Raw genomic sequence first — 26,346 nt, 5'->3', positions numbered from 1 at the left:
TGAGCGCCGGGCCGTCACAGCATCGAGCAAAGGTGAAGTCATGAGCACGCTCAGCCGCGATCAGGTCCGCACGATGATGGGCGAGGTCCTCGCCGCCCAGGGCAAGGAACTGCCCGCCGACGACGCCGCGCGCCTCGACACCATCGGCTTCCGCTCGCTCGACTTCTCCGAACTGGCCCTGCAGGTCGAGGACGAGCTCGACACCGAACTCAACTTCGACGCGCCCGGCCTGCGCTCCATCGAGACCGTCGGAGACGTCCTCGACTTCATCGACGAGCTTCAGAAGGCCGAATGACGGGGGTGCTCGACTCGCGTCCTGCGGGCGCGGGCAACCGCGTCGTCGTCGGCGAGTTCGACGGCACGTGGGCTGAGTTGGCGCAGGCGCCGTACGGCGCATCGTCCGACACACCGACGCTGCCGCCCGCCGCGGCCTGCCTGGTCTCGGGGCACCGAGCGGCGGCTCAGGCCGCCTGGAACGCAGCGCTCGACCCGGGCCGCGAGACGCTCATCGCGACCGCGTCGCGCATCGGGGACGAGCAGGCGGCGCAGCTGCGTGACGGGGGGCTGACGCTCGTGCGCGACAGCGCCGGCGGCGTCACGCTCGAGGCCGCTACGGCGCCGCGCGAGCCCGAGGCGGGCCGCATCTGGTTGCTGACGTCCGGTTCGACCGGGCGTCCGAAGCAGGTGGCACACACCCTGGAGTCGTTGACGACCGTCGGGGGGCAGCAGCCTGCGCGCACCTGGTTGTGCCCCTACACCCCGGGCGCCTACGCCTGGTGGCAGGTCGTCACCCTCTCGCTCACGATGCCCGGGCAGGACGTCGTCTTCGTCGAACCCTCGCAGCTCGACGAGTGGCCGCAGCAGGCGCTCGCGGCGGGCGTGACGGCGGCATCCGGCACGCCGACGTTCTGGCGTCAAGCGCTGTGGCGCAACGGTGACGTGCTCGCCCAGCTGAAGCTCGAACAGATCACGCTCGGCGGCGAACCCGTCGACCAGGGCATCCTCGACCGACTGCGTGAGGTCTTCCCCGACGCACGTATCTCATGGATCTACGCGAGCTCCGAGGCCGGTGCGGCGATCGCCGTCCACGACGGGCTCGCCGGATTCCCCGAAACCTGGCTGGAGCGCGAGGTCGCCGGGCGCCCGCGCCTGAGCGTCGAGGACGGTGAGCTGCTCATCGCTTCGCCGAAGGCCGCCGAGGGCATGGACGCCGTCATCCACACCGGCGACCACGTCGAGATCGCCGAAGGACGCGTCGTCATCACCGGCCGCATCGCGAGCGACGAGATCAACGTCGGCGGGTCGAAGGCGTCCGCGGGCGCCGTGCGGGCAGTGCTGCTCGAGCACCCCGACGTCGCCTGGGCCGCCGTGCGCGGGCGCAAGGCGCCGCTCGTCGGCAACGTCGTCGCAGCGGACGTCGTCCTGCGCGACGGCCTCGCCAAGGGTGACCCCGATGCCCCCGACCAGGCTGCGCTGCAGGCGTGGTGCGCCGAGCGACTGCCCGAATACGCGGTGCCACGCCGCGTCAAGTACCTGAGTGAGATCCCGATCAAGGAGAGCCTGAAGAGCGATGTCTGAGACCACGAACGAGCCGAACGTCATCCCCGCAGCCTCCTGCGTCCTCATCTCCGGAGGCTCGCGCGGCCTCGGCCTCGCGTTCGTCGAGGAGGTGCTCGCGAACGGCGCGAAGGTCGCGGCGTTCGCCCGCACCGTCACGCCCGAACTGCAGCAGCTCATGGACGCCAACCCGGAGCGCGTGTACGTCGGCTCGGTCGACATCACGGATTCGAAGGCCGTCACGTCGTTCATCAAGGACGCCGCGAAGGTGCTCGGCCCGATCGACGCACTCGTCAACAACGCGGCGATCGGTCAGGACTCGCTGCACCTGCACACGACGCCGGAGCGCATCGAGGACATCATCTCGACCAACCTGACGGCGACGCTGCTCGTCACGCGCGCGTTCATGCGTCACGCGATGGCGAAGGTCGGCAAGGGCCGCATCGTCAACGTGACGAGCGTCTGCGCGCAGCGCGGTTACGCCGGCCTCGTCGCGTACTCGGCGACGAAGGGTGGCCTCGACGCCGCGACGCGCTCGCTCGCGCGGGAGATGCACGGGCGATTCCTCGTCAACTCGATCGCGCCCGGCTTCTTCGCCTCGGAGATGAGCTCCGTGCTCGGCACCGAGCAGCTGTCGACGATCACCCGCCGGACGCCGACGAACCGTCTCGTCGAGCCGGAGAACATCACGCCGACGCTGCGCATGCTGCTGTTCGAAGACACGAACATCAACGGCATGGTGCTGACGATCGACGGCGGCGGCTCGATCTGAACGACCCCACGACGCGGCCACCGGCCTCGAACACCTCACCCGCATGTGTGGTGCTCGAGGCCGCCGTGCGTGACGGCGACGTCGTGCGCGCCGCCGACGTCAACGCGACGACGTTTCCCGACGCCGCGCGTAGCTACCTCGCCGACGGGACCGGCCTCGGCTGGTGTGTGCCCGAACGGGTGAGGGAGAGCGCGCGTTTCGTCATCGACGCCGAGATCGTCGCGCCGGTGCGGGCGTCCTTGGTACGGCGGTTCGGGGTGGACGACCCGGTCGAGTTCGCCGGGGCCTGGACGCGCGCCGAAGCGTTGGCCAAGCTCGCCGACGTCCCGATCATCACGTGGCTCTCGCGCCATGGGCTCGCCGTGCCGGCCGACGTGCTGGAGGATGCCGCGGTGGGTCGGGTGGCGTGGCGCACGGAGGTTCGAGGTGACGTCGTCATGACGCGCGCGGCGGCGTTGAGCGGCGCAAAACCCCGAGATTCCGGGGTTGTCGGCGGCGCACTCTAGCCTGGCAGCTGAGTCGAGGTGCGGTGAGCGCCACGGTTTCCCATGACGGAGGAAAGACATGATGATGACACAACCGGGTGCGGAACCGGGCTCGTCCGAGGGCAGGGCGCTGCCGAGGGTCGGCGTCGTCCTCATGACGATGGGCAACCGCCCCGACGATCTGCGGGCGGCGCTCGACTCGCTCATCGCCCAGCGCGACGTCGAACTCGACGTCGTGCTGCTCGGCAACGGGTGGGATCCGGCCGAGAACCCGTGGCCGTTCCCCGACCTCGTGCGCGCCCTGTACTCGCCGGAGAACCTCGGCATCCCGGGCGGGCGCAACATCGGGGCAGCCAAGGCGCGCGGTGACTACCTCTTCTTCTACGACGACGACGCGACCCTGCCGAACGACCACGTCCTCGCCGACATGGTGCGAGAGATGGAACGCGACCCGAAGAACGCCGTCATCGGCCCGCTGGGGCAGGATCCGACGGGCAAGCCGACGCCGCGGCGATGGATTCCGCGCCTGCGTGTCGAAGGCGGCGGCAAGCCCGGGCCCGCGACGTGGTTCCTCGAAGGCATCCACCTGTCCCGGCGTACCGCGTTCGAGGAAGTCGGCGGCTGGCCCGGGGCGTTCTTCTACGGCCACGAGGGCATCGACCTCGCCTGGCGGCTCATCGACGCCGGCTGGGTCATCCAGTACGTGCCGAGCATCACCGTCCAGCACCCCGCGACGAGCCCCGCGCGTCACGCCGTGTACTACCGGATGAACGCGCGCAACCGGGTGTGGGTCGCCAAGCGCAACCTGCCGGCGCCGCTCGTGCCCCTCTACCTCGGCAACTGGGCCGCCATCACCGTGCTGCGCGTCAAGGACAAGGACGCACTCAAGACCTGGTTCGACGGTTTCGTCGAGGGCGTGCGGACCGACGCGGGGGAGCGGCGCGTCATGTCGTGGTCGACCGTCGCCCGGCTGACGCGTCTCGGCCGGCCCCCGGTGCTGTGATGGGGGCCGCAACCTCGCTGCGTCGCAGACTCACTCGTTCGAGCGGCCGCCCAGCGTCGCTCGACGCGCAGGGCACGCGGGGCATCCACGTCGCCATCACCGGGGTGAAGAACCGCAGTCACCTCGTCTACATCGCCTCCTACGTGCGCACCCTCGTCGACGGGGTCACGCCGATCCGCGTCTCGTTCGTCGCCGCGCCCGCGTTCCTCGCCTCCGCCGCCGTCACCGTCGACGACGCGCGCGAGCTGCTGCCTCAGGGCGGGAGCGTCACCGTCGAAGACGGGATGCCCGGATGGCGATTCGACGACGCGGCCCGCTGCCTCTACGTCGCCGTGGGCGCGCCGGGGCTCAAGGCCGTCGCCCGGCTGCGACGAGCCAACCCGACGCGGCGCATCGAGGTCGTCGTCACGGACGAGGGCATCGGCTCCTACGCTTCGCGTGACTCGCGGCGGGCGGCGCTGGAGCGTCACGGCACCCCGGCGGCGAAGGCCGCAGCGCGCACGCTCGTCACCGCGGCCATCGCGCGCGCCTGCACGACGCTGCGGTGGCCGACGTTCCGTTCGGTCGGATCATCGTGGGAGGTGTTGCCGGCCGTCGCCGCCGAGTTCGGACGCGAGCTGGGCGACGCGCGCCCCGGCAGCGACGCGAGCGCCGTCATCCTCACCCAGCCGGTCGTCGACCTCGGCTGGTGCTCGCCGGAGGCCTACCTCGCGTACGTGCGACGCCTCGCGGACGCCGCGGCCGCGGCCGGGCTGCGACCGCTCGTGCGTCCGCACCCCGCCGAAGATCGCGCCCGGTACGCGGAGTTCGACATCATGCTCTCGCGGGGCACCGCCGAGCTCGACCCGGACGTCGTGCGTGCGAGCCTGGCGCTCGGCGGGCCGAGCACGGCCCTCATCAACCTGTCGGCCATGGTCGGCATGCCCGTCGTGTGGGTGAGTGAGCCGAGCGTGGCGCACCTCGACACCGACGTCTCGCCCGAGCAAGCCGGGATCTTCGAGGCGTTCCTCGGTGAGCGGGTTCCACTCGACGAGGTGGAGCGCGAGGTGAGTGCTGTGGTCTCCCGCGGCCTCGAGGAGCGTGGGTCTGATGGACGTCGCTGACGCGGCCGAGGGGGCCGGCGGGGGCGACACAGTCCACGGGGCCGACGGGGCGGGCGCGCCCGGCGCCATGTCGGCCGACCTGTTCGAGGTGTGGGAACCCGGCCGGCCGGTGCCGCTAGCGCAGATCCTCGGCGCCCTGCGCCGCGGCGTGGGCGACCCGAGCATGGTCATCGGCGAACGGCAGTTGTGGTGGGCGGTGACGACGCCCCTCGGGCCGGCGTTGACGTGGTGGCGCTCGATGCCCGTGCGTGGCGGTGCACCCGTAGCGACGCCCGGAGCCGCACGAGCGGATAGGCCGGGCCTCGGTGGGATGGCGGGCTGTGAGCCGCGAACCGCCGCCATGCCCGATGGCAGCGCGCGCGCCGAGCGTCCCGACCGCGTCGAGCTGCGGGCCTACGGCCCGGGTGCGGCGTGGTTCCAGGGTCGGGTGCCTCGCATCCTGGGCGGTGACGACGACCCGTCCGGGTTCGTGGCCCGTCACGACCGGGTGACGGCGGCACTGCGCCAGCCGCACCATCGTCACTGGCGCGCCCCGCGCACGGGACTCGTCATCACCTCGCTCGTGCCGAGCATCCTCGAGCAGAAGGTCACCGGCAAGCAGGCGTTCGGCGGGTTTCGGGTGCTCGTACGCCGCTACGGCACGCCCATCCCGACGCCCGCGGAGGTCGTGCGCGCAGCCGGCCCGCAGGCGCATGCCGTCGCCCGCATGCACGCCGCGCCGGACGCACGGGGGTTGCGACGCATCCCGTCCTGGGCGTGGTTGCAGGCCGGCGTCGAGCCACCGCAGTCGCGCACGATCATGCGAGCGCTCGACCACGCCGACGCGCTCGAGCGGACGGCGGACCTGCCGCACGCCGAGGCCCACGCTCGCCTGCGGTCCGTGCCCGGGCTCGGAGTGTGGACGAGTGCCAAGGTCGCGCAGACGGCCTGGGGTGACGCCGATGCGCCGACGTTCAGGGATTACCACGTCGCGAAGCAGATCGGGCACGCGCTGATCGGCCAGGACACCGATGACGCCGGCATGGCGCGCCTGCTGGAGCCATACCGTGGGCACCGGTTTCGCGCCGAGCGCCTCATCCTCGCCGGCGGCCCGCCGCGCCCACGCCACGGCGCACGCATGACGTTGCCGTCGCACCTGCCGACGCGCACCTGGTGAAACGCATACGCCGCGGGGGAGCTGACTACGACAACAGGGCAGCGTCACCCAGGACGACGGCGCGCAGCCGGGCGGCGGCGTCGACGTCACCCGCGAGGGCGGCCCGCATGGGCGCTCGCGTCACGGTGAGTGACGACGGGTAGCGCGTCGGCGCCTCGGCGTCGTCGATGACGAGGGCGTCGACGAAGTCGGCGTACAGGCGGGCGAGGGTTGCTGATGACGCAGTCGCCCCGGTGAGTCGCCAGCTCGCGGCGTCGACGCCGGCGGGGCGGTGCCCGTCGAGGCCGATGGGGCTGAGCGCCACGACGCGCGCCGACGTGCCGCGCAGAGCGTCGCGGATCCCGCGCACCGCGAGGAATCCGGCCATGTCGAGGATCGGCGACATCGGCGGCAGGACGACGACGTCGGCGCTGCGCACGGCGTCGAGCACGCCGGGCGCGGCGTCGGCGTGATCGACGCCGGCGACGACGAACCCCTCGGGCTCGCGGCGGTCGGTGTCCTCGATCCAGCGCAGCGCGTGACGGCTGACCTGCCCACCGTCGCCGTCGGGTTCGAGCACGTGCAGTTCGATGGGTTCTTCGGTGAGCGGCAGGACGGCAGCCGTCTCGCTCTGCGCGCCGCGGCACTGCGTCCACTGCTGCTGAGCTGCGGCGACGGCGCCGGTGCCCCGCGCGTGGCGATAGGTGCGGGCCACGGCCTGGGCGAGGGCCTCATCGTCGAGCCAGCCCCACGCGCCGGTCGGAATGAGACCGGCGTCCCGCAGAGAGACGACCGCTGTGCGCGTCCCCGGCACCGCATCGTCCGCAATTCGGCACACCGCGTCGAGGTTGGGGCAGAACCTGAGACCTGCGAGACTGATGTCATGCGACGTGTTGGTGACGTAGATCACATCGAGCAAAGGCGTGTTGGTGATGGACTCTCGCCCGAACAGCGCATCTAGTGCCGGGCGGGAGAGGGGGCCACTAGATAGGACGCTCACATGCATTGTGTCAGTGTGACACGGGGGCGCAGCAGGGCCTCGACCACCCCCGCCGAGGGCTGATCGGGGTCACCCGTTCGGCTTGACTCACTCGAATGACACCGATGTAATAACACCGTTGGTTCTCGCCACCGCTTCGCTCTCGCTGCCACCTGCCCGCTGCGCACGACGCCCTTCGTCCGGGCGTCACCGTCGACCTTCTCGACGGCTCGCCATCGGCGGATCATCGGCTGGATCGTCGCGTCACCAGGGGGTTGTCACCGCTCGGTGATATGGCCGCCGCGAGCGGCGGATCACGATGACCACACGACCGACGTGCCGATGATCGGGACGTACCGCAGAGCCCGGCCCACCCGCCGCGACCGCCGACCACGAAAGGACGGACATGCAGGAATTCATGCAGTTGATCAGCCTGCACGACGCCCTGGACGACACGGAAGAGCTGTCGTGGCAGGAGCGCGCCCTGTGCGCGCAGACCGACCCCGAGGCCTTCTTCCCCGAGAAGGGCGGCTCGACCCGTGAGGCGAAGCGCGTCTGCGTCGGGTGCGAGGTGCGCTCCGAATGCCTCGAGTACGCCCTCGAGAACGACGAGCGATTCGGCATCTGGGGCGGGCTGTCCGAGCGCGAACGCCGCAAGCTGAAGAAGCGCGCGGTCTGAGCGAAGTGTCGGCGACCCAGGTCAACGGCGTCGACGAGTTGCACGACGGCTCCCCAGCACACCCCTTCGTCACCGCTGTCCTCATCGCGCGGGACGCCCATCAGCCCTGGCTCGACGCCACCGTCACCGCCGTCTGCGCGCAGACGCGCCGCCCCGACCGCCTTGTCATCGTCGACGGTAGCGCCGCCGGACGCGTGCGCGACACCCTCGACGCGATGGCCCGCGAGCGCGCCGACCTGCGGGCGCTCGACGTCACCGTCGTCACCGCCTCGCACGACGAGGCGTTCGCCGCGCTCGTCGACCGCGCCGTCCAGGCGCTGCCCGCACGCTCCAGCGACCACGTCGTCGCGCTACGCACCCGACGCCGTGCACGTCGCCGCGAGAGCCACCCGAACGACCGGTACAACTGGCTCTGGTTGCTCCACGAGGATTCGGCGCCGCTGCCGACGGCCCTCGCCGCCCAGCTGAGGGCGGCCGGACGCAGCGAACGACTCGGCATCCTCGGCTGCAAGATCCACGAACTCGACCGCCCAGACCGGCTCGTCAACGTGGGCATCGACGTCACGACGAGCGGCCGGCACGTCGCGCGCACGCATGGCGGCGAACTCGACCAGGGCCAGCACGATCTTCGCCGCGACGTGCTCGCCGTCGCGAGCTCCGGCATGCTCGTGCGCCAGGACGTCTATCTCGAACTCGGCGGATTCGACCCCGCCTTCGACGGTGACGGCGACGGGCTCGACCTGTGTTGGCGCGCCCACCTCGCCGGGCACGCGGTGGCCGTCATCCCCGACGCCGTCGCCCATCAGGATCTCGACGCGGCGCACCTGCTGCGCTCCATCGACGGGGGTGGCTCGCGCCCTACCCGCCGCGAGCGACGTGCGCTGTCGCGCCGTGCGGGTGACCCCGATCGTCCTGCGCCGCACTCGGCTGCGACGCTGCGTCGTCACCGTCAGGTGGCCCTCGCGCGCACACCGGCGTGGCGCCTGCCGTTCGCGATGGTCTGGACGACGCTGACGTCGCTGCTGCTCGCGCTCGCGCTGCTGCTCGTCAAGCGGCCGCGGCGTGCCGCGGCCGAGTTGGGGCAGGCGAGCGCATCCTTCGGCCTGGCCCGCATCTTCGGCGCGCGCCGGCGCTTCCGCGGTCGCGCCGTCGTCAGCACTGCGCAGTTGCGGTCGTTGTTCGTGCCCGCCTCCGTCGGCCGCGCCCGCGCGTGGGAGGCGTTCGTCGAGGCCGTCACGCCCAGCGGTTCGCGGACGGCCGGTGCGAGCCCGGCGTCGTCGGAGACCGGGCCCACGTCCCAGGACGCCGAGTACCTGACGGCTCCGCGCGGCATCGTCGCGCGCGGCATGCGTCACCCCGGCCTGTGGTTGTTCCTGGCTCTCGTCGCACTGAGCGCCGTGCTCGCGCGTCGCACGTTCGACACCGACCTGCTGAGTGGCGGAGCGGGCCTGGCGGGCGGCGCTCTCGAGCCGAGCTTCACTTCCGCGAGCGCGTGGTGGCACGCGTGGCGCGACGCCTGGCAGGGCGACGGGTACGGGCATCCCGCCTCGTCGGCGCCGTATCTGCCGTTCCTCGCGGCGGGCGCGTGGCTCGTCTCGGTGTTCCCGTGGACGGATGACGCCGCGAGCGCCCAGGCCGCGCTCACGTGGTTGTTCCTCGCCGCGCCCGTCCTGGCCGGCCTCGCCGCCTATTGGGCCGGCCGCGTCGTGACGCGGCGTCCCTGGCCGCGTGCCGTCGTCGCGTTGCTGTGGGGCAGCGCCGCGCCGCTGACGGGGGCCATGGCGGACGGGCGTCTGGGCGCCCTCGTCGCCGCGATCATGGTGCCGTTGACGCTGGCCGGGTTGGCCGCGATCGCGCGTCGCTCGGGCGGCGCCGGTGCGGTGGCCGCATGCGCTCTCGCCGCGACCGTGCTCGTCGCGTTCGCCCCGCCCTTCCTGCCGGCGCTCACTGTCCTCCTGCTCGTCATCGTCGTGTTCGGTCGCCGCGCGGCGAAATGGCGGGCGCTTGCCGTCGCCGTCCTCGTGCCGCTGCTGCTGGGGCACTGGAGCGTCGAGGTGTGGCGTCACCCCGCCCGGCTCGTCGCCGGCCCCGGCACCCTCACGCAGGAGGCGGCCACCGACCCCGTCGCGATGCTGTTCGCCCACCCCGGCGGGCCCGGGTCGACGCCGCTCGTCCTCGGCATCCCCGTGCTGCTCGCGGGGCTGTTCGGCGCCGTGCGCGGACGCTCGTTCGCCGCCGCGCGGTGGGTGCTCGTCGTCGGTGCCCTCGCGTCGCTGGGGGCGGCCATGATCGTGCCGCGCCACTCCTTCGGCGCGAACCCCGGTTGGCACGTGTGGGCCGGCCTGCCGCTGCTGGCCTTCGTCGCCTGCCTGCTCGCCCTCGCGCTCGTCGCGGCCGGCGAGACCACCGTTCCGCGTACCCGCCGCGCAGCGCGCGGCACCCCGCTGCGCTGGGCCACCGCGGGCACCGTCCTCGTCACCGTCGGGACGGCGGCCTGCGCGGCCTGGACGTCGCCGACGACCACGCGGTTGATGTGCGTCGAGGACCCGTTGCCGGCCATCGCCGCCCACGACGCACACAGCGCCCGCGCGGCTCTCGTGCTCGAACTTCACGCGCGTGCGGACGCCGCCGACTTCACCGTCCGCAGCCGCGAGGCCGGGCTGCCGGCTGCCGACGCCGGCGTCCCGACGATGCGGACCCCCGCCGCCGTCACGCGGGCGATCGGGTCGCTGACGGACGCCACGGCCGATCGATCCGACGCGGCGCGCGCGCTGCGCGAAGCCGGCGTCGCGTACGTGAGCGCAACCCAGGAGCCCGGGGCACGCTCGCTCGAACTCGACGGCGTGGACGGCCTCACGCCCATGGCGAGCACCGCCGGCACCTCGCTCTACCACGTCGACGGAGAGGGCGCCGAGCGCGCCGCCCGCGTCGTCGTCACGGACGGCGAGAATCGCACGATCGTGCCCGTGAGCGGCGACCATGCGCGCGTCTCGACGACGCTGCCCGCGGGCGCTGCCGCGCGACGCGTGGCCGTCGCGGCTGGGCCGGGCTTCGCCGAGCACGCGAGCGTGACGCTCGACGGCCGCCCCCTGCGGCACGTCGCAGGCGACCTGCCGACCTACGAACTGGGCGCTGCGGGCGGTCGTCTGGAGATCGATCCCGGGACGGCGTGGCGCGGCTGGCGCTGGGCGCAGCTCGGCCTGTTCGGTGTCGTCGCGTTCCTCGCGCTGCCGTTCGGAACGCGGAAGAAGGTGCGCGCATGAGCCGTTCGCGCACGAGTCGGCCACGCACGTGGGGCGCTCAGGGGTGGATCCGCGCCGGCGTCCTTGCCGCCGGGACGGGCGCCGTCGTCCTGGCAGCGCAGGCCGCGCCCGTCCACCCGCCGAAGGCAGCGGCGCCGACGGCCCGCGCCGCCGCGATGCCCGTCGACGCGGCGTCGCTCGTGTGCCCGGGCGGCGAGGGCAAGGACGCGGCGACGCTGGCGCTCGCGTCGGCGCCGATGCAGCTGTCGTCGATGCTCGGCGGCGGGGGGCAGCTGCAGGTGAACGAGGCGGGTCACAGCTCAGCCGTGACGCTCGCGCGCGGCCACAGCATGACCCGCACCTGGAAGAACGGGCCCCTCGACGTCGTCGCGCGAGGCGCCTCGGCGCCCGGCATCACGGCAACGCAGTTCCACGAGGCGAACGGCGCCGTGAGCGCGCAGGCCTGCACCCAGGCCACGGCCGAGGCGTGGATTCCGGTGGGGGACAAGCAACCCGGCAGGCTGCTCACCGTCACCCTCGTCAACCCGGGCGCACGCGCGGTGTCCGTCGACGTCGACGTCCGCGCGGCTGACGGCGCGCTCGACTCCGCCGCGATCGCCGACAAGGCCGTGCCCGCGCATGGACGCGTCAGCGTCAACATCCCCGCGGACGCTCTCGCGCACGCTGCGGTCGTCGTTCACGTCCGTAGTGAGGACGGTGCGGTCGTCGCGAGTGTCCGCGACCGCGTCGGCGAAACCGAGCGCAAGGGCGACGACGTCGCCGCCCAGTACGCACCGCCCGCGCCGGTGCAGGAGATGCCCGGCGTGCCGGTCGTCGACCGCTCCGTACGTGTGCGTCTCGCGGCGCCAGGCTCCCGCGCGGCCGTCGTGCGCCTCCAGGCGTCCGGGAAGGACGCCGGTGACGTGAGTGAACGCGTCGTGACGGTGCCCGTCGGGCGCAGCCTCGACGTCACGCTCGACGGCATCGACGACGACGTCGCCGCGGTGCGCGCGAGCTCGCAGGAGAACATCATCGCCTCCGCCTTTGCGTCCTCGGCGTCCAAGAAATCGCGCGACTTCACCTGGGTGCCCGCCGCCCCGGCGCTTGATGCCGCAGCCGGTGCCAGTCTCGACGGGGCGCGCCACGCCGGCCGACTCGTCGTCATGGGCGAAGGGAGGGCGACGTCGGTGACGCTCGTCGTCAGCGATCCGTCCGGGAAAGCGACGCGCCGACGTCTCGACGTCCCGGCGAACGGCTGGGCGAGTGTGGACGTGCCGAAGAACGCCACGGTGTGGCTGCTGCGAGATGACGGATCAGCGGACGCCGCGCCCGTCCACGCCGCGGTGCTCGTCCGCGATGTGGGCGCCGATCAGCCGGTGACGAGCGTGCCGCTCGTGCCGACGCCGTGGCTGCGCGCGCCGGTCGAAGTCACCCAGCGCTGAGGCGCGAACCGCCGAGCCGCAGCAACTCACTCCCGAGCTTCCCCGACACCGAACCACGCCGCCGCCTGAACGCGGCGCGGCGTCCTACCGGTAGGTCAGTGTTCTTCGGCCGAGAGCCACTGCGCGTAGGTGCGTCCACCGATCTGTGTCTGCTCGCTCGGCAGATGCGCGCCGCGGGTGAAGGCGCGCATCGTCACCCCGATCGTCGGCAGCGGGGCCGTGCACGGCGCGCGTCGGCGATCGAGGTGTGCGGTGAGCGTCGCGATGTCGGCGAGGGTGAACGTCTCCGGCCCGGCGAGCTCCATCGGCGTGGGCAGGCTCGTGAGCAGCGACGCCACGTCGACGAGTTTCGTCGCCACCCAGCGCGGGTCGACGGGGCTCACCTCGATGTCCTCGACGGCGCCCAGGGCGCGAGCGCCCGCGCCGCGCACGAGCTGCGCGACGAACGGATGGAACTGGGTGGCGCGCACGATGCTCGCGCGACCGTGCCAGGCCTCGACGACGTTCTCGGCGTCGGCCTTCGCCCGGTAGTAGGGGTAGGGGTTCTCGAAGCAGCCGACGATCGAGACGTGGACGAGGTGCGCGCTCGGTGCCCACGCGTCGAGCGCGTCGACGAGGCGTCTCGTGCCCTCGACGTCGACGCGGCGCGCGTCCTTCGGGTTGCCTGCGCAGTGGATGACGGCCTCGACGCCGTCGAGCGCCGCGTCGAGCCCGGCGCCGGTGCCGAGGTCGCCGGTGACGTGCTCGAGGCGCGCCGGGATGCCGGCCGCCGCCTCGGGCAGGTCGACGTCGCGTCGGTGCGTCAGCGCGCGCACGGGGATGGAGGAGGTGAGCAGCTCCTCGACGACGCAGCGCCCGAGCACCCCCGACGCGCCCGTCACGAGCACGGGTGCGCGCCCGGCGACGAGGATGTCGGCGGGCAGCAGCGGGGCGGCGGTGGGCGTCAATCTCATTGGTCGTCCTCGTCGAGTTCGCGCCCGAGCAGGGCCGCGATTTGGGTGGTGACGACGTGCTCGACGAGCAGGTCGCGTTCGTACAGGTCGGCGGAGCGCGTCTGGATCGGCAGGCGATAAATCACCATGCGCGCGCGGTGCTTGCCCTCGGCTGGGAAGGCGCGCCCGAGCGGCACGGCGTCCTCCCACGCGCTCGGATCGGACGGCGGCACCTCCTCGACGCCGATCTCGATGTGCTCCAGGCTCTCGCCCCAACGCGCCTCGAGCCGTTCGACGCTGCGCAGCACCGCCTCGTCGAACGAGCGCGCCCGCGACAGCATCGACGGCGTGGGCGGCCACGCGAGCGGCCCACGATGGCGGCGCCCGTGACGATCGCGCCGCGTCGGGGCGTCCCCGCGCGGCGCGCGTGGGGTGGGGCGAGGAGTCACCCGGCGAGCCTAACGTGGTGCCCGCCGTGGCGTACCCTTGTGCCTCGTGACGTTGATGCGACAGTGTTCCCGATCGGCCTGCTCCCAGCCCGCCGTGGCCACGCTGACGTACGTCTACGCCGATTCGACGGTCGTGCTCGGCCCGCTCGCGACATACGCGGAGCCGCACACCTACGACCTGTGCGCCGACCACGCGACGCGCCTCACCGCGCCGCGCGGGTGGGACATCGTCCGCCTCGCCGTCGACATGACGCCGCCCGAGCCGACGCCCGACGATCTCGTCGCGCTCGCCGAGGCCGTGCGTCAGGCGGCGGTACGCCCGGCGCCGGGGGAGCCCGAGCCGACGCGCCGTTCGACGCGCAGCGTCGCCGCGAGTGACCCGACGCTGCTGTCGGCGACGGAGCGCCGCCGTCACCTTCGGGTGCTGCCCGGTCAGACGCCCGCGGACGCGCTCTCTGACGCTTCCGATGACGACGACGCCGACGGGGGCCGGTTCGACAGGCCCTTCGACGGTCGGGAAGGGCCCTCGCGCCGGTAGAGTGAACGTCGTGACTGCACCCGCGCTCAACGACTTCATCAAGGCCTACGACGTGCGTGGCCTCGTGCCCGACCAGCTCTCCCCGCGCGTCGCCCGCGAGCTCGGCGCCGCGTTCGCGCAGGTTGTCGTGCGCCCCGAGGGCGCGAACGCCATCGTCGTCGGGCACGACATGCGCCCGAGTTCTCCGGAGCTGTCGCGCGCGTTCGCCGACGGCGCCGCCGCGTACGGCGTCGACGTCACCCTCATCGGGCTGTGCTCGACTGACGGGCTCTACTTCGCCTCCGGTGCGCTCGATCTGCCGGGCGCGATGTTCACCGCGAGCCACAACCCGGCGCAGTACAACGGCATCAAGCTGTGCCGCGCGGGCGCTCGCCCCGTCTCCCTCGAGACCGGTCTCGCCGAGATCCGCGACCTCGCGCAATGGGCGCTCGATCGAGGTCAGGGTGTGCCGTTCGACGGCCCGGCGGGCAGCGTCACCGAGCGCGAGATGCTGCGCGAGTACGCCGAGTTCCTGCGCGGTCTCGTCGACCTGTCGGGCGGACGCCCGCTCAAGGTCGTCGTCGACGCGGGCAACGGCATGGGCGGCCACACCGTCCCGGCCGTGCTCGGCACCGACGCGGGCCTGGCGCAGCTGCCGCTCGACATCGTCCCGCTGTACTTCGAGCTCGACGGCACGTTCCCCAACCACGAGGCCAACCCGCTCGAGCCGGCCAACCTCGTCGACCTGCAGCAGGCCGTCGTCGAGCACGGTGCCGACATCGGCCTCGCCTTCGACGGCGATGCCGACCGCTGCTTCGTCATCGACGAACGCGGCCAGCCCGTCACGCCGTCCGCGGTGACGGCGCTCGTCGCGGAGCGCGAGATCGCGAAGGAGGTCGCGCGGGGGGCCGCAGCGGCCGACGTCAAGGTCGTCGCGAACCTCATCTCGAGCCGCGCCGTCGGCGAGGTCATCGCCGAGAACGGCGCACAGCCGGTGCGCACGCGCGTCGGGCACTCGTTCATCAAGGCGCAGATGGCCGAGCACGACGCCGTCTTCGGTGGCGAGCACAGCGCGCACTACTACTTCCGCGACTTCTGGTTCGCCGACACCGGCATGCTCGCCGCGATGCACGTGCTCGCGGCGCTGGGGGAGCGGGACGCACCGTTGTCGCAGCTCGTCGCCGCGTATGCGCGCTACGAGGCGTCGGGGGAGATCAACTCGACGGTGAGCGACGCCGCCGCGGCCACGGGCCGCGTGCGCACGTGGGTCGCGTCGCAGGGCGAGTTCACCGAGGACGCGCTCGACGGCGTGACGTTCGTCCACGAGGGCGCGGGGGAGAGCGATCCGATGTGGTGGCTCAACCTGCGCGCGTCCAACACCGAGCCGCTGCTGCGCCTCAACGTCGAGGCCGCCGACACCGCCACCATGGAGCGCGTGCGCGACGCCGCGCTCGCCGCCGTCCGCGAAGGAGAAGCTCAGTGAACGACGACAAGAGCCGCCGGCCCCTGACGATCGACCCGTGGCTGCGCGAGATCCTGCGCTGCCCCGTCACCGGCACCGAGCTGGAGGACGCGAGTGACGCCTCGGGCGCGCCCGTCCTCGTCAGCACCGGGGTCGACGCAGAACGCGGCGGGCGCCTGCAGTACCCGATACGCGACGGCATCCCCGTCCTGCTCGCCGACGACGCGAGCGTGCTGCCCGCCTGACGCTCGCGCGCGCGGTCATCGACCGCGCGGCCCGCGAACACGCTCGACGTGAGCAACGACGGCGGCGTCGCCGCGCCCCGAATGTCTGAGACGAACCCCCGAGCCGAGGAGAAGTCATGGCCCATCTCGACGAGAGCTGGCTCGACGACGCCGGCCACCTCGAACGTTGCGACTCACGCGGATCGCTGCGTGCGCTCGCCACGGCGGGCGCGCAGGTGCGTGAGGCCCTGACGCTCGCGCGCGAAGCGGGCATCGACGACGTCGCCGGGTACGAACGACCGCGTTCGGTTCTCGTAGGGGCGCTCGGCGGGTCGGAGCGCGTCGGCGATGTGTTGCAGACTCTCGCGCAGCCGAGTTCGCCGGTGCCCGTCATGACGCGGCGCGACGTGCCGCTGCCCGGTTGGGTCGGGCCGCTCGACCTCGTCATCGCGGTCTCCTTGTCCGGGCGCGCTGAGGGGCCGCTCGCACTCGCTGCGGAGGCGGCACGGCGGGGCGCGTCGCTACTGACGGTCGGTGCCGACGACTCGCCGCTCGCCGACGTCTGTGCCCGCGCTCGCGGCGTGCACATCGGTGTCGGCCGCGGGCGGGTCTCGAGCCGGACCTCGCTGTGGTCGCTGCTCACCCCCGTGCTCATGGGCGCCCGTCGGTTGGGGCTGGTCGACGTCAGCGACGACGACCTGCTCGTCGCCGCCGCGATGCTGGATGCCGAATCGGAGACGCTGCGACCGTCGTCGGAGCACTTCGTCAACCCGGCCAAGCTCGCCGCGCTCCAGCTCGCCGGGACGGTGCCCGTCGCCCTCGCCGACGGCCCTGTCGCGGCGCTCGCGGCGCGTCGGGCCTCGTCGATGTTCGCCCGCACGGCGCGCGTGCCGATGACGTGGGGTGAGCTGCCCGACGACGCGGCCGACCTCGTCGCGACGCTCGACGGCCCGTTCACTGCCGGCGCGGGGGAAGGCGCCGTCTCCGCGCCGGACGACATCTTCGCCGACCCGTTCCTCGACGCCCCGCGCCAACCGAGCCTCGGGTTCCTCACGCTGCACTCGGACGCGACGGGCGGGTCCGGCGCGGCGCGTGACGGAGCCGATGGCTTCTTCGTCAGCGATGCGCCCGGCGGAGCGAGTGGGCTGGGCGGCAACGGCACCGGTGGCGTGGGAGCACTGGCCTGGGTCGCGAGCGGCATCCAGGAGAGCGCTCGCGCGGCGGGAGCTGTCGTCGTCGAGATGCATCCCGACGCAGGCCCGGCCATCGCGCGGGCCGCGCAGCTCATGCACCGCGTCGACTTCACTGCGACGTACCTCGCGCTCGGGCAGGGCCTCGACCCCGCAGTCTCGCGTCACGTCACCGAACTGCGCGACCGGCTCGGCCGCTGACGTCCGAGCGCGCGGGCTCGCGGTCAGACCCATATGCCCGAGGCGCGGCCGACGAGGCGGAGTGCGGCCTGCGACGGGCGCATCCTCCCGTCCCGTCACTGGGTAGGCTGAGTGGTATGAACACCGCTGCTTCGTCCTCATCAGGCTCCCCGTTCGACCGCGCGCACGTCGCGTCGATCGTCGACCACACCCTGCTCAAGCCGGAGGCGACGCGCGCGGACGTCGACGCCCTCGCCCGTGAGGCCGAGGCGCTCGGCGCGTACTCGATCTGCGTGTCGCCGTCGATGCTCCCCGTGGAGACGAGCGTCAAGGTTGCGACGGTCTGCGGGTTCCCCAGCGGCAAGCACACGAGCGCCGTCAAGGCCGCAGAGGCCGCAGAATCCGTGGCGCGGGGGGCTGACGAGGTCGACATGGTCATCGACGTGGGCGCCGCGAAGGACGGGCGTTTCGACGACGTCGAGGCCGACGTGCGGGCCGTGCGCGAGGCCACCGAGGGCCGCGTGCTCAAGGTCATCATCGAATCCGCAGCACTGAGCGATGACGAGATCGTCGCCGTCTGCCGTGCTGCCGTCGCGGCGGGCGCGGACTTCGTCAAGACGTCCACCGGCTTCCACCCCGCCGGCGGTGCGAGCGAGCACGCCGTCCGCCTCATGCGCCAGACCGTCGGCCCCGACATCGGCGTCAAGGCCAGCGGCGGAATCCGCGACGCTGCCGCCGCCCACGCGATGATCGCGGCCGGTGCCAGCCGTCTCGGCCTCTCGGGTACTCGGGTGGTTCTCGACGGGCTCGACGGCGACGCCACCGGCGCGGACGCCCCGCAGGCCGCGGCCGGTTACTGACCCGCCGCGGCCAGTACGTCAGGCGTCACGCCATGCCTGAAGCGCCCGAACTCCGACCGCGCTCGCGCGAAGGGTGACGTCTCGCTGCGGTTGAGCCCAGCCCGTCAGGGCGTCACAGCCGCGCGACGGTTCGGCACGCGCCACACGACGGCCGTGCCGCCACTGCGCCTCGCGCGGATGACGCAGGTGCCGCCGAGTCGCTCGGCCCGCGCGACGAGGTGGGCGATCCCCGAGCGTCGTTCGAGGTGCTCGGGCAGGCCGCGTCCGTCGTCGGTGACCTTGACGAGCACCTCGTCGCCGACGTCGAGCACGACCCGCACGGCGCTCGCGTGCGCGTGCCGCGCCGCGTTGCTCAGTGCCTCACGCATCACGGCGAGCAGGTCGGTGACGAGGGCGTCGTCGAGCGTCCAGTAGGCACCACTGACGCTGACGCTCGGCGCGAATCCGAGGGCGTCCTGCGCCTGCGCGGCGAGCTGGTCGACGGTGTGCGCGAGCGCCAACGCGGCGCCACCGGTGTGCAGGTCGAAGATCGCGCGGCGCACGTCGGTGACGGTCTCGTCGAGGTCGGTGATGACGGCGTCGAGCTTCTCGACGGCGACCTCGTCGTCGATGCGCGGCAGCGCACTCTGCACGCGCATGCCGGCGGCGAAGATGCGTTGGATGACGTGGTCGTGCAGGTCCTGCGCGATGCGGTCGCGATCTTCGAGGATGGCGACGCGTTCGGCCTCGGCGTGCCGGTAGGCGAGCAACGTCGCGACCGAGAGTCGGTCCGCGATCGTCTGCCCGATGGCCTCCATGGGTTCGGGGTCGAGCGAAAGCGTCGGGCGGTCCCAGGCGAACAGCAGCAGCTCCGGGTTCTCGCCGTCACTGGCGAGCGGCACGACCATCGCGCAGCGCATGCGCTCGTCGACGAGGCGCGCCGCGACGTCGTGCGTGAAGAATCGTGCGCGCGGCGCGAGGAGCAGTTCTTCGGCGAGGTCGCCGAGGCGCGCTGCGCTGCGGTGACCCGGCACGTGTTCGACGTGGTTGGCGGTGAGGATCGAGTCGAACCGCGCGACGACCTGCGGCCACGCTTGCGCCGGCGGCAGTTGCGAGAGGAGCTGCGCGGCCTCGGCCGCCGCGCGGTGCCAGCGCTCGCGGGCCCCCGCCTCGGCGAGCGTCCGAGCGTGCGCGATGGCGGACGCCGCGGCCGACGCGAGCGCCTCGAGCACCCGTTCGTCGCGGGCGGAGAACTCCTCGGCGTCGCGCTTGTTCGTCAGGTAGATGTTGCCGTAGACCTGCCCGCGGATGACGACGGGGCAGCCGAGGAACGACGACATCGGCGGGTGGTGCTCGGGAAAGCCGACGCTCGCCTCGTGCGCGGCGATGTCGGGCACGCGCAGCGTGTGCGGGTGGGCGATGATCGCGCCGAGGACGCCCTCGCCGTGGGGGCCGTCGCCGATGAGTGCGGCCGTCTCGGCGTCGATGCCGTGGATGACGACGTCGTCGAAGCGCCCCTCGGCGTTGAGCACGCCGAGCGCCCCGTACTGGGCGCCGGTGAGTTCCGCTGCGGTCTCGACGAATCGGCGCAGCAGTGGTTTGAGCTCGAGATCCTTGCTCAGTTCGATGACGGCGGCCAGCAGAGCCTCGTCAGGCTCGTTCGGCAAGACCGGATCGAAGGAGCGGATCGACGCGGTGACCATGCGCCGATGATAGGCACTCGACGCTGAACAGAGCCTCCCGCGTCGGCAGGACGACATCGCCGCGCTGCGGTGCATCCGACGTCGAGCGAATGGCGAGCGGGCCGGTGACGCTGATCGACCAGCACGTTCCGTCGATGAGCGCCTCGACCTGCACGGCCGCGATGTCGCGTCGCTGCGCGCCGCGTGTGACGCTCGGGTGGGCCGTCTCGACGACGACGTCGCCACCCGTAACACGCACGCCACAGGGCATGACGAACGGAAGAGCACCCCGCGAGACGCTGACGTGCGCCCGACCGGTCCGTCCCATGGCATCGAGCATCTGCTCCGGTGTCGGTTCGCTCGGTGAGGGCATGCTTCATCCTCACCCGCGCCTCACCGCAGCGCCCGGGGACCTTCGTCCTCACCTGCGCGCCGGTGATGTGGCAGGAACCTCCTGAGCTGACGCGGCGTCAGCGCCGTGTTTTGTGCATGGGCGTCGACATTCGGCTGCGTGACGACGGTGATCGGGACGCGCTCGTGCGGCTGCTGTGCGAGCAGCAGCCGGTGTCGGGGTATCCGGTGCGGTGGCCGCTGCCCGGGCCGGTCGAGGGCTTCATCTTCCGCGATCGTGACGAGATCGCGTGGGTGGCGTGTGACGCCGACGCGGCTGACGGGCTGGAACGAGACCAGGGTCAAGTCCGTCATGCGCCCATCCTGGGGGAGCGCGCGGCGCGAACTCAACGCAGCGGCCACAATGGGGTCATGACTGTGCGCGTGTATCTGCTCGACGACCACGAGATCGTCCGTCGCGGCCTGGCCGAGTTGCTGGCGTCATCGGGGCGCTGCGAGGTCGTCGGCGAGAGCGGCAGCGCAGAGGAGGCGACGCGGCGCATCCCGGCGGCGCGCCCCGACGTCGCCATCCTCGACGGCCGGCTGCCAGACGGCACGGGCATGGAGGTGTGCCGCGCCGTGCGCAGCGTCGACGAGAACATCCGCTGCCTCATCCTCACCTCCTACGACGATGACGAGGCCCTGCTCGCCGCGATCCTCGCGGGCGCGAGTGGGTACGTCCTCAAGCAGGTGCGCGGCGCCGACCTCATCGAGACGATCGAACGCGTCGCGGCGGGGGAGTCGCTGCTCGACACCGCCGACGCCGACGTCATCCGCGCGCGCCTGCGCGGTGACGGTGCCCTCGAGAGCCCCGAACTCGCCGCGCTCACCGAGCAGGAGAAGCGCGTGCTCGACCTCATCACGCAGGGGTACACGAACCGTCAGATCGCGGGGCGCCTGCACCTCGCGGAGAAGACGGTGAAGAACTACGTCACCAGCCTGCTCGCGAAACTCGGCCTCGAATCGCGCACGCAGGCGGCCGTCCTCATGGAGCGCCTGCGCCACCCGCACTGACGCCCATCGTTCGACGCCTCGAGGCTCGGGAGGCTCGCTCGCGCAGAGAGGTCCGTGAGAAGAAATGCCCGGCGTTCCGGGGTTGTCCCCGCCTGCGCCTAGGGTTGGGGCATGGCTCATTTCGACCTCGTCATCATCGGCACCGGCTCGGGCAACTCGCTCGTGACGCCCGACTTCGCCGACAAGCGCGTCGCCGTCATCGAGAAGGGTGTCTTCGGCGGCACCTGCCTCAACGTCGGCTGCATCCCGACGAAGATGTTCGTCCAGGCCGCCGAGGTGGCGCGCAGCGCGCGGGAGGCGTCGCGCCTCGGCGTCGACGCGCACGTCGATCAGGTGCGCTGGGACGACATCCGCGACCGCGTCTTCGAGCGCATCGACGCGATCTCCGCGGGCGGACGCGCGTACCGCGAGCGCGGCAGCGACGACGGCAACACGACCGTGTTCAGCGGCCACGCGCGCTTCACCGGCGACCGCACGCTGCGCGTCGAGGGCTACGACGAGGAGATCAGCGGCGACCAGATCGTCATCGCGACCGGCGCGCGTCCCAACATCCCGCCCGTCGTCACCGACAGCGGCGTGCCCTACGAGACGAGCGACACGATCATGCGCATCGAGAAGTTGCCGCGTTCGCTCGTCATCGCCGGCGCCGGGTACATCGCCCTCGAGTTCGCCCACGTGTTCTCGTCCCTCGGCGTCGAGGTGACGATGCTCGCACGCGGAAAGCGCGTGCTGCGCCACGCCGACGACGACGTCAGCCGCGTCCTCACCCACGCCGCCACCGACCAGTGGGCTCTCGAACGTGATGCGGTCATGGAGTCGATCGAACAGCGCGACGGGACGATCCGCGTGACGCTGAGAGGTGGGCGCGTCGTCGAGGGCGAGATGCTCCTCGTCGCCACGGGCCGCATCCCCAACACCGGCGACCTCGGCCTCGAGAACACCCGCGTCGAGGTGCGCGACGACGGGCGCATCGTCGTCGACGAGTACGGACGCACGGGCGCTGACGGCGTCTGGTCACTCGGCGACTGCTCCTCGCGCTACCAGCTCAAGCACGTCGCCAACGCCGAGGAGCGCTGCGTCGCGCACAACCTCGTCCACCCCGACGACCTGCGCGCGTTCCCGCACGACGTCGTGCCGGCGGCGGTCTTCACGCACCCGCAGGTCGCCACCGTCGGGCTGACGGAGGACGAGGCGCGCGAGGGCGGGCACGCCATCACGACGAAGGTGCAGAAGTACGGCGACATCGCCTACGGCTGGGCCCTCGAGGACACGACGAGCATCTGCAAGGTCATCGCCGACAAGGCGACGAAGAAGCTGCTCGGCGTGCACCTCGTCGGCCCGGAGGCCTCGATCGTCATCCAGCCTGCAGTCCAGGCGATGTCGTTCGGGCTCACCGCCGACGAGATGGCACGCGGGCAGTACTGGATTCACCCGGCGCTCACCGAGGTGCTCGAGAACGCGCTGCTGGGGCTCGAATTCGACTGAGCCCCAGGATGCGCCCCGAATGAACCCCGGGGTGCGACGGCGAGACTGAGCCCCAGGATGCGCCCCGAATGAACCCCGGGGTGCGACGGCGAGTGAGCCCTGGCAGCGATGTCAGAGCGGCAGCGGCGTCCCGACCCCGGCGCGCTGGGCGGCCTCCTGTACCGCGACGGCCGCGGCAGCGTCCTGCAACCCGATCCCGACCGAGGCGTAGAGCGTCACGCGCGGGCGACGCTCACCGTGGGCGCCTGCGTCGCTGTCGGCGGCGCCGTGGTTGGTGACGCCGTTGTTCGAGGAGTCGTCGTTCCAGACGTGACGTTCTGCGTCATCGTCATCGGCATGTGCGGCGTCGCGCACGAGCACCTCGCCGAGCGTCTCGACGCTGCCGGTCTCGAGCACCCCGGCCATGAGGGCCGCGACGACGCACCCGTTGTCGGCCAGTGCCGTCTCGCGGTCGTCGACGACGACGCGTGCCTGAGCGACGAGGTCGCTCGGCACCTCGGATCGCTCGGCGCTGAACGAGCCCACGGAGATGACGAGGGCGCCGTCACGCACCCAGGTCGCCTCGAGCACGGGCGTCGTCGACGTCGTGCACACCGCGATGACGTCGGCGTCCGCGCACGCCTGCTCGACCGTGTCGACGAGTTCCATGTCGGGTGCGCCCTCGGGCCTCGTCGTATGCCAGCGCGCGACCAACTCGTCGGCACTCGCGCGGTCGCGCGCCGCGAGCCGGATGCGACCCACCGTGTGCTCACCGCCGACGGCGCACAACGCGTGCGCGTGCGCCTCGGCCTGCACGCCGCTCCCGACGATCGCGACATGAACACCGGTGCCGTCCCGGGCACCGACACCTGCGCCGTCGGCCACACGGACGTCGTCGCGCCCGCTCGAGTCAGGCGACCACAACGCCTCCATCGCGACGGCGCTCGCTGCCGCCGTGCGGCGTGTCGTCAGCGTCGTGCCTGCCATGACGCACGTCGGCACACCTGTCGTCGGGTCGAGCACCGTGACGAGCGCGTGCACCGCGGGCAGCCCCGCGTCGACGTTGCCGGCGTGTACCGAACCGAACTTGCTGACGGCCGGTGCGCTCGCCTCGGCCCGCGCGGCGTAGCAGAACGCGACGTCGTCGCCGCGCCCCGGCAGCAGCAGACGTGCGGGCAGCAGCGCCTCTCCGCGTCCGAGCGCGATGAACGCCGCGTGCTGCGAGGCGTGCGCGACGTCTGCCGTGAACGCTGCCCGGACGTCGGATTCGCTGAGGTAGAGCAGAGTCGGCGCGGCGGGTTCTTCGCTGGATCGAGGGGGTGTGACGGCGCCGTCGCGGTTGGCGGCGCGAGAGTCGCCACCTATTCTCGGGGGCATGAGTGACGAGAAGGAAGCCGGATCGGGCGGGCACAGCGGCAACAACACGGCGATCTTCGCCGCGCTGGCCGCCAATCTGGGCATCGCCGTCACGAAGATCATCGCGTGGTTGCTCACCGGCATGAGTTCGATGCTCGCCGAGGGCATCCACTCCGCCGCCGATTCGGGCAACCAGATCCTCCTGCTCATCGGCGGCAAGAAGGCCCAGAAGGACGCGGACGAGGATCACCCGTTCGGTTACGGGCGTGAGCGTTACCTTGCGGGCTTCGTCGTCAGCATCATCGTGTTCTCCCTCGGTGGCCTGTTCTCGCTGTTCGAGGCGTACGAGAAGTTCCATCAGATGCGCGAGCCCGGCGCGAAGCAGCCGTCGACGGACGAGGCCTGGTGGTGGGTGCCGATCGTCGTGCTCGTGCTGGCGATCCTCATGGAAGGCCGTTCCCTCATGACGGCGGCCAAGGAGGCACGCGAGCAGAAGGGCGAACAGAGCTGGGGGCAGTTCCTCAAGTCGGCGAAGAGCCCCGAGTTGCCCGTGCTCCTGTGCGAGGACTCGGCGGCCGTCACCGGTCTCGTCTTCGCCCTCGTCGGCGTCTCGCTCGCCCTCGTCACGCAGAACGGCATCTGGGACGCCGTGGGCGCCGGCCTCATCGGCATCCTGCTCATCCTCGTCGCGATCTTCCTGTTCCGTGAGACGAAGTCCATGCTCCTCGGCGAGGCGGCGACCCCCGAGACGGTGCGCGACATCCGACGTGCCATCGAGTCGGCGGACGGCGTGAACCGCGTCATCCACATGAAGACGAGCCACCTCGGCCCCGAGGAGTTGCTTGTCGCCGTCAAGTTCGCCGTCGACAAGAGCGACACGGGTGAGGAGATCGCCCACGCCATCGACATGGCTGAACAGGCGGCACGTGCCGCGAAGCCCGACATGAAGTTGCTCATGTACCTCGAACCCGACATCGACCTCGGGCGCGTCGGCAGCCGTATCGGGCACCGCTCGTCCGCGGTGCACACCGACCTGCCCGACGAGCGGGTGAACAACGGCGGCTCCACCCAGCACGGTGCGACGCGCATCGAGGGCTGAAGCTCGGAGTCGATAGCTTCCCTCAGCGTATTTCGTGAGCCTCCCAGGTTTCTCTAGGCTGTGCGCATGATGCCCGCCGCTCCGCACCCGAGGCCTGACGCCATGCCGCCGTCGCACCGAAGCACGCAGGTGCGCTGATGGCGGGCGGACTGTTCGCACTGCTCGACGACGTTGCCGCGCTCGCGCGCATGGCTGCGGCGTCCGTCGACGACGTCGCCGCCGCTGCCGGCAAGGCGAGCACGCAGGCCGTGGGCGTCGTCGTCGACGACACGGCCGTGACGCCGCGCTACGTGCAGGGTCTCGCCGCGGAACGCGAGCTGCCGATCATCGCGAAGATCGCGAAGGGCTCGATCCGCAACAAGCTGCTCATCATCCTGCCCGTCATCCTCGTGCTGTCACAGTTCTTGCCCATCGCGGTGACGATCCTGCTCATCCTCGGTGGCCTCTACCTGTCCTACGAGGGCGCGGAGAAGATCCATCACGCCCTCGCGCACCGCCGCGCCCACCGCGAGGAGACCCCGGCCGAGCACCTGGCCGAGGACGTCGCCACCGAGTCCGTCGACGAGAACAAGGTCATCGCCGAGGCCGTCCGCACCGACCTCATCCTGTCGACCGAGATCATGGTCATCTCGCTGCAGACCGTCGATCACGAACCCTTCCTCACCCGCACCATCGTCCTCATCGTCGTCGCGTTCCTCATCACCGCGCTCGTCTATGGCGTCGTCGCACTGATCGTCAAGATGGACGACGTGGGCCTGCACCTCGTCGAGTCGGGCAAGAACGAGAAGCTCGGCCGTGGACTCGTGGCAGCGATGCCCAAGGTGATGTCGTTCCTGTCGACGCTGGGCGTCGTGGCGATGCTGTGGGTCGGTGGGCACATCCTGCTGGCGAACTCCGCCGAACTGGGCTGGCACGCGCCGTACGACGCCGTCCACCACGTCGAGCACGCCGTGGCCGACGCCACCGGAGCGCTTGGGGGAGTGCTCGCCTGGCTGACGAACACCCTCATCAGCGCCATCGTCGGCGTCCTCGTCGGTCTCGCCCTCGTGACGCCCGCGCTCGCCCGCCGCAGCGGCGAGGTGGCCGCCGCGCACTGAGCGATGCGGCGCCCCGGGCGGCCTGTCAGTGATGGCGGATAGACTGACGAGCAC

Annotated in this window: 26 protein-coding genes; 19 read left to right on the top strand and 7 right to left on the bottom strand. The window is 72.0% G+C overall.

Annotation, left to right across the window (positions count from 1 at the left end):
• Positions 1-40: 40 nt before the first annotated feature.
• From J4Z35_RS07825 to J4Z35_RS07795, 7 genes are read left to right on the top strand one after another with little or no spacing between them, the layout of a single operon-like run.
• Positions 41-295: a phosphopantetheine-binding protein gene (locus J4Z35_RS07825; protein ID WP_062258256.1), complete on the top strand. Its 255-nt coding sequence runs from the start codon at positions 41-43 to the stop codon at positions 293-295.
• A complete protein-coding gene (locus tag J4Z35_RS07820) occupies positions 292-1,578 on the top strand; it encodes an AMP-binding protein (RefSeq protein WP_131941331.1) in 1,287 nt (428 codons plus the stop codon). Before J4Z35_RS07825 ends, J4Z35_RS07820 begins: the two co-directional genes overlap by 4 nt.
• Positions 1,571-2,329, top strand: coding sequence for an SDR family NAD(P)-dependent oxidoreductase (locus J4Z35_RS07815; RefSeq protein ID WP_006943602.1), 759 nt, complete (start codon positions 1,571-1,573; stop codon positions 2,327-2,329). The genes J4Z35_RS07820 and J4Z35_RS07815 overlap by 8 nt, the downstream gene beginning before the upstream one ends.
• Positions 2,330-2,379: 50 nt before the next feature.
• Positions 2,380-2,835, top strand: coding sequence for a hypothetical protein (locus J4Z35_RS07810; protein WP_131941329.1), 456 nt, complete (start codon positions 2,380-2,382; stop codon positions 2,833-2,835).
• A 58-nt stretch (positions 2,836-2,893) separates the two neighbouring features.
• Positions 2,894-3,817: a glycosyltransferase gene (locus tag J4Z35_RS07805; protein WP_131941327.1), complete on the top strand. Its 924-nt coding sequence runs from the start codon at positions 2,894-2,896 to the stop codon at positions 3,815-3,817.
• Positions 3,817-4,920, top strand: a complete 1,104-nt coding sequence (locus J4Z35_RS07800) for a hypothetical protein (protein ID WP_131941325.1) — start codon at positions 3,817-3,819, stop codon at positions 4,918-4,920. The genes J4Z35_RS07805 and J4Z35_RS07800 overlap by 1 nt, the downstream gene beginning before the upstream one ends.
• Positions 4,907-6,076 carry a DNA-3-methyladenine glycosylase 2 family protein gene (locus J4Z35_RS07795; protein ID WP_208065479.1) on the top strand — a complete coding sequence of 390 codons (1,170 nt, stop codon included), beginning with the start codon at positions 4,907-4,909 and terminating at the stop codon, positions 6,074-6,076. The genes J4Z35_RS07800 and J4Z35_RS07795 overlap by 14 nt, the downstream gene beginning before the upstream one ends.
• Positions 6,077-6,101: 25 nt before the next feature.
• Here the strand turns inward: J4Z35_RS07795 and J4Z35_RS07790 are convergent, their stop codons facing one another.
• Complete coding sequence (locus J4Z35_RS07790) at positions 6,102-6,965, bottom strand: 2-phospho-L-lactate transferase CofD family protein (RefSeq protein ID WP_051806026.1); 864 nt, start codon at positions 6,963-6,965, stop codon at positions 6,102-6,104.
• 475 nt (positions 6,966-7,440) lie between these two features.
• Between J4Z35_RS07790 and J4Z35_RS07785 the strand changes: the two genes are divergently transcribed.
• Genes J4Z35_RS07785 through J4Z35_RS07775 form a run of 3 tightly spaced genes read left to right on the top strand, consistent with a single transcriptional unit; the run spans position 7,441 to position 12,397 of the window.
• Complete coding sequence (locus tag J4Z35_RS07785; RefSeq protein ID WP_006943612.1) at positions 7,441-7,713, top strand: WhiB family transcriptional regulator; 273 nt, start codon at positions 7,441-7,443, stop codon at positions 7,711-7,713.
• Between the two features lie 5 nt (positions 7,714-7,718).
• The gene (locus tag J4Z35_RS07780) at positions 7,719-10,976 is read left to right on the top strand and encodes a glycosyltransferase (RefSeq protein ID WP_160126219.1); all 3,258 of its coding nucleotides are present in this window, start codon (positions 7,719-7,721) and stop codon (positions 10,974-10,976) included.
• Entirely contained in the window at positions 10,973-12,397 is a 1,425-nt protein-coding gene (locus J4Z35_RS07775) for a DUF5719 family protein (protein ID WP_131941320.1), read from the top strand. Before J4Z35_RS07780 ends, J4Z35_RS07775 begins: the two co-directional genes overlap by 4 nt.
• 95 nt (positions 12,398-12,492) lie before the next feature.
• Here the strand turns inward: J4Z35_RS07775 and J4Z35_RS07770 are convergent, their stop codons facing one another.
• Positions 12,493-13,350, bottom strand: a complete 858-nt coding sequence (locus tag J4Z35_RS07770) for an NAD(P)H-binding protein (protein WP_006944417.1) — start codon at positions 13,348-13,350, stop codon at positions 12,493-12,495.
• A complete protein-coding gene (locus J4Z35_RS07765) occupies positions 13,347-13,778 on the bottom strand; it encodes a metallopeptidase family protein (protein WP_006944419.1) in 432 nt (143 codons plus the stop codon). The genes J4Z35_RS07770 and J4Z35_RS07765 overlap by 4 nt, the downstream gene beginning before the upstream one ends.
• A gap of 55 nt (positions 13,779-13,833) precedes the next feature.
• Between J4Z35_RS07765 and J4Z35_RS07760 the strand changes: the two genes are divergently transcribed.
• The 5 genes from J4Z35_RS07760 (at position 13,834) to deoC (ending at position 18,211) form a co-directional block, all read left to right on the top strand.
• Positions 13,834-14,316, top strand: coding sequence for a DUF3499 domain-containing protein (locus J4Z35_RS07760; RefSeq protein WP_038568950.1), 483 nt, complete (start codon positions 13,834-13,836; stop codon positions 14,314-14,316).
• A 10-nt stretch (positions 14,317-14,326) separates the two neighbouring features.
• On the top strand, positions 14,327-15,778 hold the full coding sequence (locus J4Z35_RS07755) for a phosphomannomutase/phosphoglucomutase (RefSeq protein WP_050786465.1): 1,452 nt from the start codon (positions 14,327-14,329) through the stop codon (positions 15,776-15,778).
• Positions 15,775-16,002, top strand: a complete 228-nt coding sequence (locus tag J4Z35_RS07750) for a hypothetical protein (RefSeq protein WP_006944432.1) — start codon at positions 15,775-15,777, stop codon at positions 16,000-16,002. The genes J4Z35_RS07755 and J4Z35_RS07750 overlap by 4 nt, the downstream gene beginning before the upstream one ends.
• A gap of 116 nt (positions 16,003-16,118) precedes the next feature.
• Positions 16,119-17,372, top strand: a complete 1,254-nt coding sequence (locus tag J4Z35_RS07745; RefSeq protein ID WP_006944416.1) for an SIS domain-containing protein — start codon at positions 16,119-16,121, stop codon at positions 17,370-17,372.
• A 116-nt stretch (positions 17,373-17,488) separates the two neighbouring features.
• Positions 17,489-18,211, top strand: a complete 723-nt coding sequence (deoC, locus tag J4Z35_RS07740) for a deoxyribose-phosphate aldolase (protein WP_006944421.1) — start codon at positions 17,489-17,491, stop codon at positions 18,209-18,211.
• A 104-nt stretch (positions 18,212-18,315) separates the two neighbouring features.
• Here deoC and J4Z35_RS07735 read toward each other — a convergent pair whose 3' ends face one another.
• The 3 genes from J4Z35_RS07735 to J4Z35_RS07725 are packed head-to-tail and all read right to left on the bottom strand — an operon-like array spanning position 18,316 to position 20,577.
• Positions 18,316-19,893, bottom strand: a complete 1,578-nt coding sequence (locus tag J4Z35_RS07735; protein WP_038568945.1) for a GAF domain-containing sensor histidine kinase — start codon at positions 19,891-19,893, stop codon at positions 18,316-18,318.
• Positions 19,841-20,245, bottom strand: a complete 405-nt coding sequence (locus J4Z35_RS07730; protein WP_006944433.1) for a hypothetical protein — start codon at positions 20,243-20,245, stop codon at positions 19,841-19,843. Before J4Z35_RS07730 ends, J4Z35_RS07735 begins: the two co-directional genes overlap by 53 nt.
• 20 nt (positions 20,246-20,265) lie before the next feature.
• Entirely contained in the window at positions 20,266-20,577 is a 312-nt protein-coding gene (locus J4Z35_RS07725; RefSeq protein WP_131941318.1) for a hypothetical protein, read from the bottom strand.
• A 57-nt stretch (positions 20,578-20,634) separates the two neighbouring features.
• Between J4Z35_RS07725 and J4Z35_RS07720 the strand changes: the two genes are divergently transcribed.
• Together J4Z35_RS07720 and mtr are read left to right on the top strand one after the other, a co-directional pair.
• The gene (locus J4Z35_RS07720; protein ID WP_040014450.1) at positions 20,635-21,276 is read left to right on the top strand and encodes a response regulator transcription factor; all 642 of its coding nucleotides are present in this window, start codon (positions 20,635-20,637) and stop codon (positions 21,274-21,276) included.
• 111 nt (positions 21,277-21,387) lie between these two features.
• Positions 21,388-22,761, top strand: a complete 1,374-nt coding sequence (gene mtr / locus J4Z35_RS07715) for a mycothione reductase (RefSeq protein ID WP_208065478.1) — start codon at positions 21,388-21,390, stop codon at positions 22,759-22,761.
• 111 nt (positions 22,762-22,872) lie between these two features.
• Here mtr and J4Z35_RS07710 read toward each other — a convergent pair whose 3' ends face one another.
• On the bottom strand, positions 22,873-24,117 hold the full coding sequence (locus J4Z35_RS07710) for a hypothetical protein (RefSeq protein WP_051806022.1): 1,245 nt from the start codon (positions 24,115-24,117) through the stop codon (positions 22,873-22,875).
• Between J4Z35_RS07710 and J4Z35_RS07705 the strand changes: the two genes are divergently transcribed.
• On the top strand, positions 24,116-25,195 hold the full coding sequence (locus J4Z35_RS07705; protein WP_083603935.1) for a cation diffusion facilitator family transporter: 1,080 nt from the start codon (positions 24,116-24,118) through the stop codon (positions 25,193-25,195). The two genes, J4Z35_RS07710 and J4Z35_RS07705, sit on opposite strands and share 2 nt — an antisense overlap.
• A gap of 137 nt (positions 25,196-25,332) precedes the next feature.
• Positions 25,333-26,292, top strand: a complete 960-nt coding sequence (locus J4Z35_RS07700; RefSeq protein ID WP_074040673.1) for a DUF808 domain-containing protein — start codon at positions 25,333-25,335, stop codon at positions 26,290-26,292.
• Positions 26,293-26,346: the final 54 nt, after the last annotated feature.

The sequence above is a fragment of the Dermacoccus sp. NHGro5 genome, assembly GCF_017565385.1.
Lineage (GTDB): Bacteria > Actinomycetota > Actinomycetes > Actinomycetales > Dermatophilaceae > Dermacoccus > Dermacoccus nishinomiyaensis.
Note: the sequence above shows the minus strand (reverse complement) of the source record. Positions and strands in the feature narration are given on the sequence as shown.